The organism is Hominisplanchenecus murintestinalis (assembly GCF_943193015.1).
Lineage (GTDB): Bacteria > Bacillota > Clostridia > Lachnospirales > Lachnospiraceae > Hominisplanchenecus_A > Hominisplanchenecus_A murintestinalis.
The window spans coordinates 1-14,588 of record NZ_CALPCM010000050.1; the positions used below are offsets into that span (position 1 = coordinate 1).

At 45.3% G+C, this 14,588-nt stretch carries 17 protein-coding genes; 14 read left to right on the forward strand and 3 right to left on the reverse strand.

Annotated features, from left to right (window positions below; genetic code table 11):
* Positions 1-225: 225 nt before the first annotated feature.
* The 3 genes from NFR99_RS12885 to pdxT all read left to right on the forward strand — a co-directional run bounded on the left by NFR99_RS12885 (position 226) and on the right by pdxT (position 2,762).
* Positions 226-1,068 (forward strand): PD-(D/E)XK nuclease family transposase, encoded by an 843-nt coding sequence (locus NFR99_RS12885; RefSeq protein WP_120486221.1) that lies wholly within the window; start codon positions 226-228, stop codon positions 1,066-1,068.
* Positions 1,069-1,324: 256 nt separating this feature from the next.
* On the forward strand, positions 1,325-2,200 hold the full coding sequence (gene pdxS, locus NFR99_RS12890; RefSeq protein WP_135976452.1) for a pyridoxal 5'-phosphate synthase lyase subunit PdxS: 876 nt from the start codon (positions 1,325-1,327) through the stop codon (positions 2,198-2,200).
* Between the two features lies 1 nt (position 2,201).
* Positions 2,202-2,762 carry a pyridoxal 5'-phosphate synthase glutaminase subunit PdxT gene (gene pdxT / locus NFR99_RS12895; protein WP_120486222.1) on the forward strand — a complete coding sequence of 187 codons (561 nt, stop codon included), beginning with the start codon at positions 2,202-2,204 and terminating at the stop codon, positions 2,760-2,762.
* Between the two features lie 18 nt (positions 2,763-2,780).
* On the opposite strand, the gene NFR99_RS12900 is transcribed toward pdxT, so the two are convergent.
* On the reverse strand, positions 2,781-3,974 hold the full coding sequence (locus NFR99_RS12900) for a MerR family transcriptional regulator (RefSeq protein ID WP_120486223.1): 1,194 nt from the start codon (positions 3,972-3,974) through the stop codon (positions 2,781-2,783).
* A gap of 60 nt (positions 3,975-4,034) precedes the next feature.
* Positions 4,035-4,277 carry a polya polymerase gene (locus tag NFR99_RS12905; RefSeq protein ID WP_120486243.1) on the reverse strand — a complete coding sequence of 81 codons (243 nt, stop codon included), beginning with the start codon at positions 4,275-4,277 and terminating at the stop codon, positions 4,035-4,037.
* 228 nt (positions 4,278-4,505) lie between these two features.
* Here NFR99_RS12905 and NFR99_RS12910 point away from each other — a divergent pair, with 228 nt between their 5' ends.
* The 10 genes from NFR99_RS12910 to NFR99_RS12955 all read left to right on the forward strand — a co-directional run bounded on the left by NFR99_RS12910 (position 4,506) and on the right by NFR99_RS12955 (position 13,103).
* Entirely contained in the window at positions 4,506-5,573 is a 1,068-nt protein-coding gene (locus NFR99_RS12910) for a hypothetical protein (protein ID WP_120486224.1), read from the forward strand.
* Positions 5,574-5,665: 92 nt separating this feature from the next.
* Positions 5,666-6,352: a GTP pyrophosphokinase gene (locus tag NFR99_RS12915; protein WP_251353830.1), complete on the forward strand. Its 687-nt coding sequence runs from the start codon at positions 5,666-5,668 to the stop codon at positions 6,350-6,352.
* Positions 6,353-6,455: 103 nt separating this feature from the next.
* The gene (locus NFR99_RS12920) at positions 6,456-7,154 is read left to right on the forward strand and encodes a response regulator transcription factor (protein ID WP_120486225.1); all 699 of its coding nucleotides are present in this window, start codon (positions 6,456-6,458) and stop codon (positions 7,152-7,154) included.
* 6 nt (positions 7,155-7,160) lie between these two features.
* Positions 7,161-8,681, forward strand: coding sequence for a sensor histidine kinase (locus NFR99_RS12925; RefSeq protein ID WP_120486226.1), 1,521 nt, complete (start codon positions 7,161-7,163; stop codon positions 8,679-8,681).
* Entirely contained in the window at positions 8,671-8,847 is a 177-nt protein-coding gene (locus tag NFR99_RS12930; protein ID WP_251353831.1) for a (2Fe-2S)-binding protein, read from the forward strand. The genes NFR99_RS12925 and NFR99_RS12930 overlap by 11 nt, the downstream gene beginning before the upstream one ends.
* Before the next feature lie 264 nt (positions 8,848-9,111).
* A complete protein-coding gene (locus NFR99_RS12935) occupies positions 9,112-10,251 on the forward strand; it encodes a hypothetical protein (RefSeq protein WP_251353832.1) in 1,140 nt (379 codons plus the stop codon).
* 72 nt (positions 10,252-10,323) lie between these two features.
* On the forward strand, positions 10,324-10,470 hold the full coding sequence (locus tag NFR99_RS12940; protein WP_120486229.1) for a zinc-ribbon domain-containing protein: 147 nt from the start codon (positions 10,324-10,326) through the stop codon (positions 10,468-10,470).
* Positions 10,467-11,015 (forward strand): YARHG domain-containing protein, encoded by a 549-nt coding sequence (locus tag NFR99_RS12945; RefSeq protein ID WP_251353833.1) that lies wholly within the window; start codon positions 10,467-10,469, stop codon positions 11,013-11,015. Before NFR99_RS12940 ends, NFR99_RS12945 begins: the two co-directional genes overlap by 4 nt.
* Positions 11,016-11,064: 49 nt before the next feature.
* A complete protein-coding gene (locus tag NFR99_RS12950; RefSeq protein WP_251353834.1) occupies positions 11,065-12,021 on the forward strand; it encodes an N-acetylmuramoyl-L-alanine amidase in 957 nt (318 codons plus the stop codon).
* Positions 12,022-12,026: 5 nt separating this feature from the next.
* Complete coding sequence (locus tag NFR99_RS12955; RefSeq protein ID WP_120486231.1) at positions 12,027-13,103, forward strand: serine hydrolase; 1,077 nt, start codon at positions 12,027-12,029, stop codon at positions 13,101-13,103.
* A gap of 277 nt (positions 13,104-13,380) precedes the next feature.
* On the opposite strand, the gene NFR99_RS12960 is transcribed toward NFR99_RS12955, so the two are convergent.
* The gene (locus tag NFR99_RS12960; protein WP_120486232.1) at positions 13,381-13,680 is read right to left on the reverse strand and encodes a YciI family protein; all 300 of its coding nucleotides are present in this window, start codon (positions 13,678-13,680) and stop codon (positions 13,381-13,383) included.
* 249 nt (positions 13,681-13,929) lie between these two features.
* Between NFR99_RS12960 and NFR99_RS12965 the strand changes: the two genes are divergently transcribed.
* A partial coding sequence (locus NFR99_RS12965) for a helix-turn-helix transcriptional regulator (protein WP_251353835.1) occupies positions 13,930-14,588 on the forward strand: 659 nt, incomplete at its 3' end.

Sequence of the window (14,588 nt, forward strand, 5' to 3'; positions counted from 1 at the left end):
ACATTGGCTTTGAGCAGGTTAAAGCTTTAGTGGCATAGGCTTATTGTGCAATTTTTTAAATTTGCTCATTTATAGTTGTTTTATACTACCAGACCGTTAATATCAACCAGTTGCAGGAAAATTAAAAAATTTTCGATATATCATATGTGAATTGTTTGACCAGAAAGTAATGGATATACTACACAAATAGCCATGTGCTTGTAAAATCGGGAGGTTTATGGTAGTATGGAGATACGAAAACAGAAGGGAAAGCAGGTGGGAAGATTGACAGTGACGGAACAGATAGACCAGAAACATCAGGAAGATTTACAGAGGCTAAGAGGCTTTCGCCTGCTTGATGATGATTTCCTCACAAAGTGTTTTGAGGGAGATACGGCAAGCATAGAACTGGTATTGCAGATTGTGCTGGAAAAGCCGGATTTAAAGGTGCTGGACGTCCGAACCCAGGTATTTGTGGAGAACTTGCTGAACCGTTCGGTGAGGCTGGATATCCTGGCTACGGACAGCACAGGGGCAAAATTGAATGTGGAAGTACAGCGCTCCGACAAAGGAGCCGGGAGAAAAAGGGCAAGGTACAACAGCAGCATGATGGACGCAAACCTTTTGAAAAAAGGCGAGGACTTCGACAAGCTGCCGGAAACGTGGGTAATCTTTATCACAGAGAATGACGTAATGGGAAAAGGGCAGCCGCTCTATCCGATTGAACGGTGCTTTTTAGGAACCGGGGAAAGATTTGAGGACGGTTCGCACATACTGTATGTAAATGGCGCTTACCGTGGAGATACACCAATCGGGAAGTTAATGCATGACTTCTCCTGTACAGACGCAGCGGATATGTACTATGGGACACTGGCAGATAGGGTGAAATTTTTCAAAGAGAGCAAGGAGGGAATCGAGATTATGTGCCGGGCTATGGAAGATATGAGGAATCAGACATTGAAAGAGGGAATGAAAGAAGTTGCACTCCGTATGTTGTCGGCTGGCAAATATGCTTTAGAGGAAATTGTTAATATTTCAGGACTTTCTCTTGAGGAAGTCAAACAACTGAAAGCTGATAGAAGCGCATAGGCAAAGTTATAGAGCCGGGAATCTAAAAACAGGTTTCTGGCTCTATAACTTTGCTCTGAAATGTAAATTTTCTGTGAACTTGATTAAAAAGTCCTTTACAAAACGTTTCCGGAAAGACTGACTTGTACTTTTGAGGAAAGTGAAAACTGGACTGGTCTAAAAAATAAAAATTGGATATTTTCAAAAGTCCAATCCTGTGTATACTGGAGTTATGGAGGAAAGAAACCATAGAAAAACAAAAGAAAGGCAGGATATTATGGAAGAGAACAGATATGAATTAAACAAACAGCTGGCACAGATGTTAAAGGGCGGTGTCATTATGGATGTGACTACCCCTGAACAGGCAAAAATTGCAGAGGAAGCAGGGGCGTGTGCGGTCATGGCGCTCGAACGGATTCCGGCAGATATCCGCGCGGCTGGCGGAGTTTCCAGGATGAGTGACCCAAAAATGATTCGGGGTATCCAGGAGGCAGTTTCCATTCCAGTTATGGCAAAATGCCGGATTGGGCATTTTGCAGAGGCACAGATTTTGGAAGCGATAGAGATAGATTACATTGATGAGAGTGAGGTGCTCTCTCCGGCAGATGATAAACACCACATCAGGAAGTCGGATTTTAAAGTGCCGTTTGTGTGCGGCGCCCGGGATTTAGGAGAGGCGCTCCGCCGCATTGCAGAAGGGGCCTCCATGATTCGGACAAAAGGAGAGCCGGGAACTGGGGATGTGGTGCAGGCGGTGCGCCATATGCGGAGCATGAACGCGGAAATCCGAAGAGTGCAGAATCTTCGGGAGGATGAGTTGTTTGAGGCGGCAAAGCAGCTTCAGGTGCCTATGGACTTACTGGAGTATGTGCATGAAAATGGGAAACTTCCGGTGGTAAACTTTGCAGCAGGCGGCGTAGCGACTCCTGCGGATGCGGCGCTTATGATGCAGCTCGGCGCAGAAGGGGTGTTTGTAGGTTCAGGTATTTTCAAATCAGGAAACCCCAAAAAGCGTGCGGCAGCGATTGTAAAAGCAGTGACAAACTATACAGATGCAAAGCTGCTTGCGGAGTTGTCGGAAGATTTGGGTGAAGCGATGGTGGGAATTAACGAACAGGAAATCCGGCTGATTATGGAAGAACGGGGACAGTAAAATGAAGATAGCAATCCTGGCGCTGCAGGGTGCGTTTGCAGAGCATGGGCAGATGCTGGATGCACTTGGTGCAGAACATTTTGAAATCCGGCAGAAAAAAGATTTGGAAAGAGGGTTTGACGGAGTGATTCTCCCGGGAGGAGAGAGTACGGTTATGGGCAGGCTGCTCCGGGACATGGAGCTTTGTGAGCCGCTCCGCAGGAAAATCGCAGACGGGATGCCCGTGTTTGGCACATGCGCCGGTTTAATCCTCCTGGCGAAAAGTGTGGAAGGTGGTATTTCCTGCCTGGGCACTATGGATATTCGCGTAAAGCGGAATGCATATGGGCGGCAGTTAGGCAGCTTTTCTACAGAACAGACATTTAAGGGGATAGGCAAGATCCCCATGACCTTCATCCGGGCGCCCTATATCGCAGAAGTCTCAGGTTCGGCAGAAGTCTTGGCTGAAACAGGCGGGAAAATTGTGGCTGCCAGACAGGGGAGACAACTTGCGTGTGCTTTCCACCCAGAGTTAACGAAAGATGTTAGGGTACACCAATACTTTTTAGACATGGTGAAATAGGAGATGGACAGTTTTTGTTTAAGCAGAGATGATGTTTTCAGCCAGGAATACCCCCGCATCTTTGGAGATGTGAAATCCTCCGGCAGTTTTCTTTTTTACAAAGCTGCGGAATTCTGTGTAGCGGTCTAAGATATAGTGGTTCTGGTTGCCATGACAGGAGAGAATATAGGAAATCAGCGGTTCCGGTTCGGAAACAAGCAGAGAATCTTCATAGGAGCGCCAGGAGACTTTGGAGAAATAAGGCGCCAGAATATCCCGGCCGTTTTCTCTGCCAAATCGTTCATAGAGCTTATCAGCGGAGAGAACGATTCGTTTGTCAAAGTCTTGTACCAGGCGGTTCACTTCCTGCATATGGGATTTTCCGTAGGTGCTGCATAGGAATTTTCCACCGGGCTTTAGGACACGCCGCACTTCGTGGCATACTTGAGGAATATCTTCACAGTAGAACAGCAGGTGGTTGGCGATTACCAGATGAAAACTGTCTGTGGGATATGGGATATGGTGGCAGTCAAAAGCGTCAAAGGAAAAAAGAGAATCTTCAGCGCTAAGGGTACGCCGGGCATCCCGGAGCATTCCGTCGGAAATATCAGACAAGGTGATATCTGCATCCGCAGGTATTTTAGACAGGCTGCTTTTCCATAGCGTCCCATCCCCGCAGCCTATTTCCAGAATCCGCATTCCGGAGTGGATTTGGCATTGCTCATAAATCCAGGGAAACCAGCCGTACGGGTTCGTGGAGTAGCGTTTGTGCAGATTGATGCGGGAAGAGATGTTGGAGGCGTTCTGGTATTGGTTTTTTAGGCTTTTTTCCATTTCAGTCAGATGAATGAGATTCAGCATTTTGCTCCAGTCAATAGAGTGCTCAGAACGGATGGCTGCCGAAGTGTCCTGAATCGCTTTTTCTACAAGCTGCATCTGTTCGATGCGATCCTGCACCAGTTTTAATTGAATGTTTAGCGCATTCAGCATAAAATGATAATCGGTGTCGTCAATGGTCATTTCACGAATATCATCCAGGGGGAATCCCAGGAATTTGAGCAGGAGAATCTGCTGTAATCTGGCAAAATCTTCATCTGTGTAAAAGCGTGCTCCGGATTTGGTGACAAGGGAAGGCTTTAAGATGTCGTGTTTATCATAGTACCGGATGGTACGCAGGGTGACATGAGCCATGCGGGCAAATTCACCGGAGGAGTAGTAGCCGTCTTTTTTCATAGATTTTCCTTCCTTTGTGAAAAAGAGCCAAACGCCGTACGGAGCGTCTGGCTCTTGTATTTACATTTCTGAATTGTTATCCATCATGAATCTCATAAGCAGAGCGTTGTCATCCGGATCAGTTGTTACGAGTTCCAGTTCGGGAATCTCACCATCGGAAAACAGTTTCGCAAGTGAAAAATATTGTGAAAGCTTGGATTTCAGATTTAACTGGATGTCATCACCCACCAGTTCAACCTTTCCGTTGCATTTATTTACAGTTTCAAACAGTTTTTCTACATTTTTAACATTCATCAACTTAATGTTCATAATCTATCCTCCTCAAATTTTGGGCATATTGTATCATTACTTTTTGGAAAGTGCAAGCAAAAAAATGAATAGAAAAAGAAAGTTTTCTTGTCGGCTTTTTATCCGGAAGTGAAAGAATCCGGAGTTTTTTCAGAAATATTTCACAAATAGAAGTTGAAATAATTACGCTATCGTTATACAATAATAAAAACGAAGTATGAATTCATAGAGAAAGGGGATTGTATGCAGGGTAGGAAAAAATATGTAAAGCTATTGGTTCTTGCGGGAGTGGTGATGATGGCAGTCATGGGATGCGACAGTCAGGAAAAGAACACGGACGGCGCGACAGAAAATATGCCGCAGACGTCATCAGAGACGCAGGATATTTTAGAAAAAGTGACATACACTTCATCTGACGGAAGCGTATCGATTATTTTGCCTGATTCGAAATGGCAGAATACGCTGGACAGCGAAGGAAAGCTCTCATTTGTCTCAGAGGGTGAAGGTGAGATTACGATAGATTATGCCGACAGTAAGAAAGCGGTGGGGAAATTGGCGTTTGCCTCCACCGAGAAGAAACTTGCGGCCAGATTGAAAAAGCTGGGGATGAACACGGATAATCTGGAAATCAGCAATTACAGTTTTGATAAATCAACAGGAATTAAACAGTGCTCGTACTCATTGAGATATAAGGAGCCGGCAGATGGGAATTCCTACACAGTGACCACAGTATCGGCGGTGAGTGAACGAGGATATCAAGTCTCAGGAAACGTAAAGAAAGAAGATACGGCTTTGCTGGCGTCAGTGCAGGAATCCGTAAAGAGTTTCCTGGTATTGAAAAATCCACTGACGGCTGAACCGGATACGGAGGAAAGCGGCAATGCGCCAGAAGAAAGTTCTGCACCGGAGGGCAGTTCCGAGGGGAACAGCAGCGCTTCGGACGAAGAAAGATATTTCTTTGACGAGCCTGGAAATACCATTTATGTGACACAGAATCCGGACGGCGTTTGGGTAGACAAAAACGGCAGGGCGTATATGTTCTATGAGAATGGCGTAGAGGATTATGAAGGGAATCAATATTATTATGATCCGCCGGAGTTCCGCACGGGAGGAAACGGGAGTGCATCAGATTCAAATAGTTCTTCCGGTACAGACGGGGAAGCAGATTATTATGATTTTTATGATAAAAATGGGAATTATATTAAGGCAAGGAATGATGGAAATGGAAACTGGGTTGGTGATGACGGGAAAACGTATGTTTTTGGCGATAAAGGCGTGACTGATTCGGACGGGAATTTTCATCCATATTAAAGTCCGGGCTTACACAAGTGAAACAGAATAGCGGGAGAGCGGGCCGGAAAAGCCCGCTTTCTTTTTATACGGAAGAGAACATGGAGGATGCGATGGAACGGGTAAGGAATTTTATTAATGAAAGGGTTCTGCCGGAAAAGGCAGAAGTTCTGTTTGGCAGTGCAAAGCACTTTGAAGAAGAGATGATGATGTACGACTGTGCGATTCGGGAAGTACGGACAAAGCTGGAGGTTTTGAATGAGGAGCTTTCTGTCCGATATAACAGGAATCCGATTAAACATATTAAGACAAGGCTGAAAAGGCCTGTCAGCATTTTGAAAAAAATGAGGAATAAGGGCTATGAAATTTCCATAGAATCCATGACGGAACATTTGAATGATGTGGCGGGTATCCGTGTAGTGTGCTATTTCATAGATGATATTTATGATATCGCCCGCTGGCTGGCAAAGCAGGATGACATCCGTCTTCTTAAAGTGAAAGATTATATCCGCAGTCCGAAGCCAAACGGATACCGAAGCCTGCATATGATAATAGAAATTCCGGTATTTTTTCTGGAGGAGAAACGGATGATGCGTGTGGAAGTCCAGATACGCACGGTAGCGATGGATTTTTGGGCGAGCCTGGAACATCAGCTCCGATATAAGAAGGATTTGGAGGGACTTGAAAATGCAGAGGAGATTGGTGTGGAGCTGAAGCAGTGTGCAGAGACGATTGCACAGACAGATGAACAGATGCAGAGTATCCGTGAAAAAATAGGCGTATTCACAGAACTAACATAATTATCTGCTATACTGTCGAAAAACAGGTTGGCGTTTGAAACTGCAGGGCCGATATATAGTCCAAACTGCAGATGAGACAAATAATTACAGGTGAGGTGTATGTATGGAACAGCGGCTGAAAGTAATGGTAGTAGACGATGAGAGCAGGATGAGGAAGCTGGTAAAAGACTTTCTGGTAAAGAAGAACTTTGAAGTGGTAGAAGCGGAAAATGGTGTAGAAGCGATCGACTTGTTTTTTGAGCATAAAAATATTGATTTGGTTATCCTGGATGTGATGATGCCCAAGATGGATGGATGGGAAGTGTGCCGGGAAATCCGCTCTTATTCAAAAGTGCCGATTATCATGCTGACGGCGCGTGCGGATGAACAGGATGAATTGCTGGGGTTTGAGCTGGGAGTGGATGAATATATCTCTAAGCCTTTCAGCCCAAAGATTTTGGTGGCGAGAGTAGAAGCTATCCTGCGCAGGACAAACGCGATTTCAGCAGATGACACTCTGAGAGCCGGAGGTATTGAAATTGACAAAGCGGCGCATCAGGTAACAGTGGATGGAAAGTATATAGAGCTAAGCTTTAAAGAATTTGAGTTACTGACATATTTTGTGGAGAATCAGGGACTGGCGCTATCCAGGGAAAAGATTTTGAACAGCGTGTGGAACTATGATTATTTCGGTGATGCGCGAACGATTGATACGCATGTGAAGAAACTGAGGAACAAGCTTGGAGAAAAAGGAAATTATATCCGTACAATTTGGGGAATGGGATATAAATTTGAAGTAGAAAGCCAAAGTACGCCGGGGTGACAAAGGATGAAACATTCGATAAAGAAAGAAATGGCGTTGCTTTTTATAGGGATTATGCTGCTGACGCTGATTGGAAACTGGGCGGTCAACAACATATTTCTGGAAAGCTATTATATGATGAAGAAAAAAAACACGCTGGTGGACGCATATTGTGTGATTAATCAGGTGGAAGAAGCGTCGGAATATGAAAGCGATATGCTGCTGGCGAAGCTGAATGAAATACGGGAAGCAAACAATATTGTGAATTTTGTTATCCTGGATGAGAATTTTGATGAAGTCATAGGGCTTCATGACGGGACGCGGAAACTTGAGAGGTATGCGGCAAGGCTCTGGATCTATATACAGGGCGGTGATTTTTTTGGAATGGAAGATTTGGAGATTAAGGTACTTCAGAAGAAGGATGCATACGTGCTGCAGCGGACGAAAGACGTCATCAGCAATACGGACAGCCTGGAAATATGGGGCACGTTGAATACAGGATGTTATTTTGCTATGGCAATCCCAATTGAAAGTATCCGTGAAAATGCCAAGATATCAAATGAATTCCTGGGATATTTCAGCCTGGCGGCGCTTACGCTCAGTGTCCTTCTAATCTGGTGGATTTCCAAAAAGATTACAGACCCCATTCTGGAATTGGCAGACCTTTCAAAACGGATGGCAAATCTTGAGTTTGATGCAAAATATACCAGCGGAGGAAAAAATGAGATTGGCCAGCTTGGGGAGCATTTCAATCAGATGTCGGAGACGCTGGAGCGCACCATATCAGAACTAAAAACGGCAAATAACGAGCTGCAGCGGGACATTGAGCAGAAAACGCAGATTGATGAAATGAGGAAAGAGTTTCTTTCCAATGTATCGCATGAGCTGAAAACGCCGATTGCCTTAATCCAGGGTTATGCGGAGGGGCTAAAAGAATGTATCAATGACGACGATGAGAGCAGGGAATTTTACTGTGACGTTATCATGGATGAATCAAAGAAAATGAATACGATGGTCAAGAAGCTTCTGACCTTGAATCAGCTGGAATTTGGGAATGACGCGGTGGTGATGGAACGTTTTGAGCTTACGTCCCTGATACGGGGAGTTATTCAGTCCGCCAAAATTCTGGCGCAGCAGAAAGGGGCAAGAATGATTTTTGACGAGCCGGGGGCGGTTTATGTGTGGGCGGATGAGTTTAAGATAGAAGAAGTGATAACAAACTATATCAGCAATGCGGTTAACCATGTGGATTTTGACAAAGTAATTGATGTCAAAGTGCGGAAGGAGAACGGAAAAGTCCGCGTGTCTGTCTTTAATACAGGAAAACCGATACCGGAAGAAGATTTGGATAAGATTTGGATTAAGTTCTATAAAGTAGATAAAGCGAGAACCAGGGAATACGGCGGCAGCGGCATAGGGTTGTCGATTGTGAAAGCAGTGATGGATTCCATGAATCAGGAATGCGGCGTCATAAATTATGACAATGGCGTAGAATTTTGGTTTGAGCTGGACGGAGGAGAAAGGAGAGAACCGGGAGATGAACGGTAACCATATCGTCTGCGCCTGCAACGGAACGACAGTGGCGCAGATAGAAAAAGCAGTGAAAGAGGGGGCAAGAACTTTTGAAGAAGTTCAGGAAAAACTGCGGGTAGGAGTGCAGTGTGTGAAATGTAAGGATTTGGTGAAGCTGCTGATAGACAGTTATCTCGAGTAAGCAGCAGTTGTAACAGTTCAGCCCAGGACTTTGCACCTGCTGCAAAGTCCGTGAGAATGCGTAAATTTAGCCGGAGAATCCAGTCCTTTGCGAAAGCAAACTTTAAATGGGCTGGATTCCGTAACAGTGAAGCCGAAGGCTGAACTGTTACCAGCAGTTCGGATTTTAAATTGCGTTTTATTGACAAAGCCTTTGTTTTATTTTAGTATGTATTTATATATTTTACAAAATTAATTGTCGAAGAGGGATGAAAGGAGAGAGGTTATGGCGAAATTTTGTATATATTGTGGGAAAGCATTAGAGGAAGGTGAAGTTTGTTCCTGTCGGGCAAATGCGGGAGCAGAGAAAGGAGTGCAGCTGCAGAAGCCGCAGCAGAGCGAGGGGGGCAGCCATCCACAGGATGTAAACGCCGGCAGCCGGCAAAGTCAGCCGCAGCAAAGCGTGAACGGCGGTTATCAGCAAGACCAGCCGGGAGGAAACGGCTATTATCAGCAAAGCCAGCCGGGAGGAAACGGTTATTATCAGCAGGGCCAGCCGGGAGGAAATGGTTACTATCAGCAAAGCCAGCCGGGAGGAAACGGCTATTATCAGCAGGGCCAGCCGGGAGGAAATGGTTACTATCAGCAGGGCCAGCCAGGAGGAAATGGTTACTACCAGCAGGGCCAGCCAGGAGGAAATGGTTACTACCAGCAGGGCCAGCCGGGAGGAAACGGCTATTACCAGCAGGGTCAGCCGGGAGGAAACGGAGGCTATCAGCAGGGTCGCAGTCCGGAAATGGAATGGATCAATCATAAGACACAGAAGTTTGTCTCAGGAACAAAGAACATGTTTGCCGAAATACTTCCGGTACTTAAGGCGCCGATTACCCGTGGGCGGGAACTCATGCGCAGCGGCAGCAGTGCAGTCGGGACAGAGTTTATCATAGCTAAGTGTGTACTTGTGATTCTTATTATGTTTTTGGCGGTGCTAAAGATAAAAAGCAGTCTGGGTGCATGGGGCAGTTATATTGAAGTTCCATATTTTAAGATGACTGTTATGATAATTATTCTTACTGTTGGAGTAGATTTTCTGGAAGCAATGCTTATGCATGGGATTACGGTAGCTTTCGGGGGAGTTTCGAATATCAGGATGATGCTGTCTCTGATTGGCGTGCGTGCGCTGTACCATTCCATTGGTGTAGCCATTATGGGATTGGTTTCGTTAGTCAGCGCGAAAGTAGCATTGGTGGCAGCAGTGATTTTCATGATGATGTCCGCTTATGTAGAACACCATTTATATGTTTCTGCGGTGGAGTGCAGTGAGGACAGGAAATTGTATGCATTCCTTGTGGAAAAAATATGTTTGGCTGTCGTATGCCTTATTCTGGGATACGTTTTTGGCGATATCATCACAATGGTACTATAGTCAGGGAGGATGCAAGGAGACGTTTTCGGAGTGGAAAGGAAGCGTCTCCTGTAGTGTTTAAAGGAGAAGAAGATGGGACAGATATGCAGTAAATGTGGCGCTTTGATGCCGGATGACGCAGTGTTCTGCGGAAATTGTGGAACTGTGTGCCAGCGTGATTCTTTTAGGGGAAACGTATGCAGGAGGTGCGGAAAGCCTCTGGAGGGAGAAGTCTTGTGATCTTAAATGAGCCGCTTTCCGTGTATGCAGACAGTACTTCCGGGGAACGGGTATTTATGGAGGCGGTTTCGGATATTTATCTCGGCGAACACCGAGTGATCACCAGCGATGAACTGTTGCTGTACGACAATGTAGAAGTGGATATCTCAGGAACTATCTGGATAGACGATAACAAAGTATTCATTGATGTAAAGAAACTTTACGGAGAGCCTCGGGAGACAGAAAGTGAGACAGAGGAGAAGCCGGAAAGCGATGATTATATTTTGCCGGAAAGCAATTCCAGGTATTTAACAGACGCCGATGTGGCAGGATTGAGTTTAAAAGAGATTAACTATGCGAAAAATGAGATTTATGCCCGTCATGGAAGGAAATTTGACTCGAAGGAATTAAGGGACTATTTTAACGGTAAAGAGTGGTACACAGGGAAAATTGACCCGAAAAAATTTTCAGATAAAGTATTCAACAAATATGAAAAGAAAAATGCTTCATTTTTGTCGCAGAAGGAAGAAGCGATACAAAAAGGGGGATATAAACTGGAACAGTAGAAATGTGTAAAAAGACAGGTGCAAATAGAAATAGCAGGAAGGAAGCGTTATGAAAAATAAGATTGAAATTCTGGCATTGGTTCTCAGCATTTTGTGCGTGTGCGTGACAGGGGGCGCATGTGCTGTAAGCTTTATGCAGATAGAAGAGGCGAACCAGAAAATCGCAGCTCTGGAATCCGAAATCCAGAAAATAGAGAAAGTCCAGGAGACAGCAGGGCAGACCGAGGCGGAGACGGCAAAACAACAGACGGAAACCGAGACAAAAATTGAAACCGAAACGGAAACTGAAACGCAGACGGAGACAGAGCGTGTTCAGATAGAGACAGAGCAGCAGACCGAAACGGAGACAGAGACAGAACAAAAGCAGGAGAATGGTTTTACTGTGGCAATAGACCCAGGGCATCAGGGATCGTGGGTGGATATGAGTGCGCAGGAACCGAGCGCGCCGGGTTCAACGGTGATGAAAGCAAAGGCAACAACGGGGACTGCAGGTTCTTTCACGCAGATTCCTGAATATGAGTTGAATCTGGACATTTCACTGGCATTGCAGACGGAATTGGAGAACAGGGGATATCGGGTGGTCATGACCCGCACAGATAACGATACGGCAATCAGCAATGCGGAACGTGCGGTGAAAGCATATGAAGAGGGGGGCGACATCTATGTGCGCATCCATGCCAACGGAAGTGAAGATTCCAGTGTGAGCGGTGCGCTTGGCATGACGCCTTCATATGATAACGCATATGTGGGGCATCTGGCGGAAGAAAGCTACCGCCTGACAGACTGTATTCTCAGTGCGTACTGCCAGGAAACAGGGTTCGGGGATTTGGGCATCCAGTATCATGATGATATGACAGGGATTAACTGGAGCCAGATACCGGTCACGATTCTGGAAATGGGCTTTATGACAAATGAGCACGACGACACGGCAATGGCCGACGAAGCGATGAGGCAGAAGATGGTGATGGGCATCGCAAACGGTGTTGACCAATATTTTGGGAGATAGGAAGAGTGAATCGAAATAGTAAAAAGCATGAAAATATTCTGATTGCAGTCATACTTATCTGTACCTGTGCAAACCTGATTTTTAATGTGTTGCTCGTGAAAAACGCACTGTCCTGCCGGAAGATGTTAAGGGAAGCGGAAACGCTGGCACAGCGGGCAGGGGCGGTCAAAGAGAACGCACCGGAGGATACAGACGAGACTGTTCAGAGGGAAGAGACAGAAGAAAGAGAGAGCCTGGCAGAAGAGACAGAGGCAACAGAGGCCGAAGCAACTGAAAGCGAAGAGCTGCCGCCATCAGACGGGTCGGAAACAAAATCTTTACCAGAGTTGGAAAATTTTCTTGGAGAAGCCGAGGCTTTGGGAGAGAAATGGGCTGTCAGTGCGGTAGATTTAGCGGATGGGGCAGTATATGGGTATTACGAGGATATAAAGATGCAGTCAGCCAGTGTCATTAAAGTATTTATTATGGCGACAGTTTATGACAGAGTGTGTTACCCCAAAGATACGGAATCCGCAATCTATGTGCAGGAGCAATATGAGGGAGAGCTGAAAGCGCTGTTAACGAATATGATAACCGTCAGCGATAACGATGCGGCAAACCGCCTGGTGGAATTACTGGGCTATGGAAGCTTTCAGGAGGGACAGGAAGTTGTCAATGCATTTTGCCGGGAGAATGGTTTTGAGGGCACGTCCCTCGGGCGGCGTTTTCTGGAAGAGAATCCTGCGGATGATAATTACACCACGTCAGGCGACTGTATGAAACTCCTCCAGGACTTGTACAATGGAAATTGTGTGTGCGCCGAGGCATCAGAGAAGATGCTGAATATGCTGAAAAACCAGACGAGGACAGAGAAAATCCCTTCTGGTATTCCAGAAGGGACAGTGTGTGCAAACAAGACAGGGGAAATGCCCCAGGGATACGGTCTTGGATGCATTGAAAATGATATTGCTATCGTCTATGGAGAGCATGGGGACTATATTTTGTGCGTGCTGTCGAATGATTTGGATGGGCGGAATGAAGAGGCAAAGAAGCGGATTGCAGAGATTTCAGGCTATGTATATGAAGAGTTTCAGAACCCTTAAAGAGATGGTTTAACCATTCGGATGCCAATTGCGGTTTGTTGGGGAGTTTATCGCTTGCGCCGGACAGTTATGGAACTGCTAGTGCTCCATGTTTACGCTGGACGGTCACGGAACCGACAGCTCCCCAGATGTGTGTTGGCTGGCGGCATCGTTTGTTTGCTGAACCGTAAGCATTGACCAGTTTACCGTGGTGTCCAGTGCCGTCCTATTCAGCGGTGGTTATTCGGTTTTCATGTGAGCCGGATTTTATTTGCCCCAGTGTTATTTTTTGCCGCAATTACAGCAAATAATTATTTTCACGGTTTGCAATTTGTAAACCGACTAACTTGTAGGTTGCATATCCTCCCATGACCAGCGGCTCTGATTTGCAAATTTCTTCTGCTTCTTCACGACTCTCTGTTTTTAGGATATACATACCTGCCATTCCCGGATAACCTTTAAAGACACCGCAGATTTCCAGCTTTCCTTCATCGTCCAGCTTTCTTATATTCTCAACGTGTTCCATAACTATCTGCTTTGTCATTTTATTATAGGTCTTGCTTTTCTCAATCATCATCATGTACATTAATTTTTCCATACGATTTTCTCCTTTACATTTTATGAGGATTCACTGAGAGTATTGTATTATATTTACCTGGCAATAGCAATACAAGCTGCAAATAGCAGCCGGCGTTAGTGTAATCTGATTTCCAATTCCGGAAAAATCAGTGCGGGGGGAGTGTGGCAGCTACAGGGTTTCGTTTTAATGCCATATTGCATTTGGAACATGTATAGTTTATCATAGAATAGTGACAAGAGCTGTCACTATTCGGAAAGGAGTTCAAAAATGTCAAAAGCAGAACGGCTTATCGAAATGATGATAACAATAAATGCAAAAAAAGATTTTACAGTAGGCGAATTGGCAAATGAATTTTCTGTATCAAAAAGAACCATACTGCGTGACTTGCAGGAATTGGAGCAGGCGGGCTTCCCTCTTTACTCCGAAGTCGGGGCGGCGGGTGGCTATCATATCTTAAAAGAACGCATTTTGCCGCCTATTGCTTTTTCAGAAAGCGAAGCAAAAGCTATTTTTTTTGCCTGTCAAGCCTTGCAATATCACCGCGACCTGCCGTTTGAACAGGAAACCATATCCGTCTTAAAAAAATTTTTGAATTGCCTGCCATTAGATATGCAAAACAGTATCACGCAGATTCAAAACAAGGTTGTATTTTGGATTCCAGACAGACATTGCGATTCACCATTGCTTAAATCAATGTTTCTTGTTGCCATAAACCGCCATGCCGCAACAATACGATATTCGTCAACATATTCTGAAAGCACGCGTACAATTATACCTATCGGCTTATATGCCATGAATGGACTTTGGTATTGCCCTGCGTATTGTACAACAGCAAATCAAATCAGAGTGTTCCGGGTTGACCGTATCAAAGAAATCATAGAGGAAAAGCCCTATCCAAAAGGAAAATACCCTATTCCTGCGTCAAT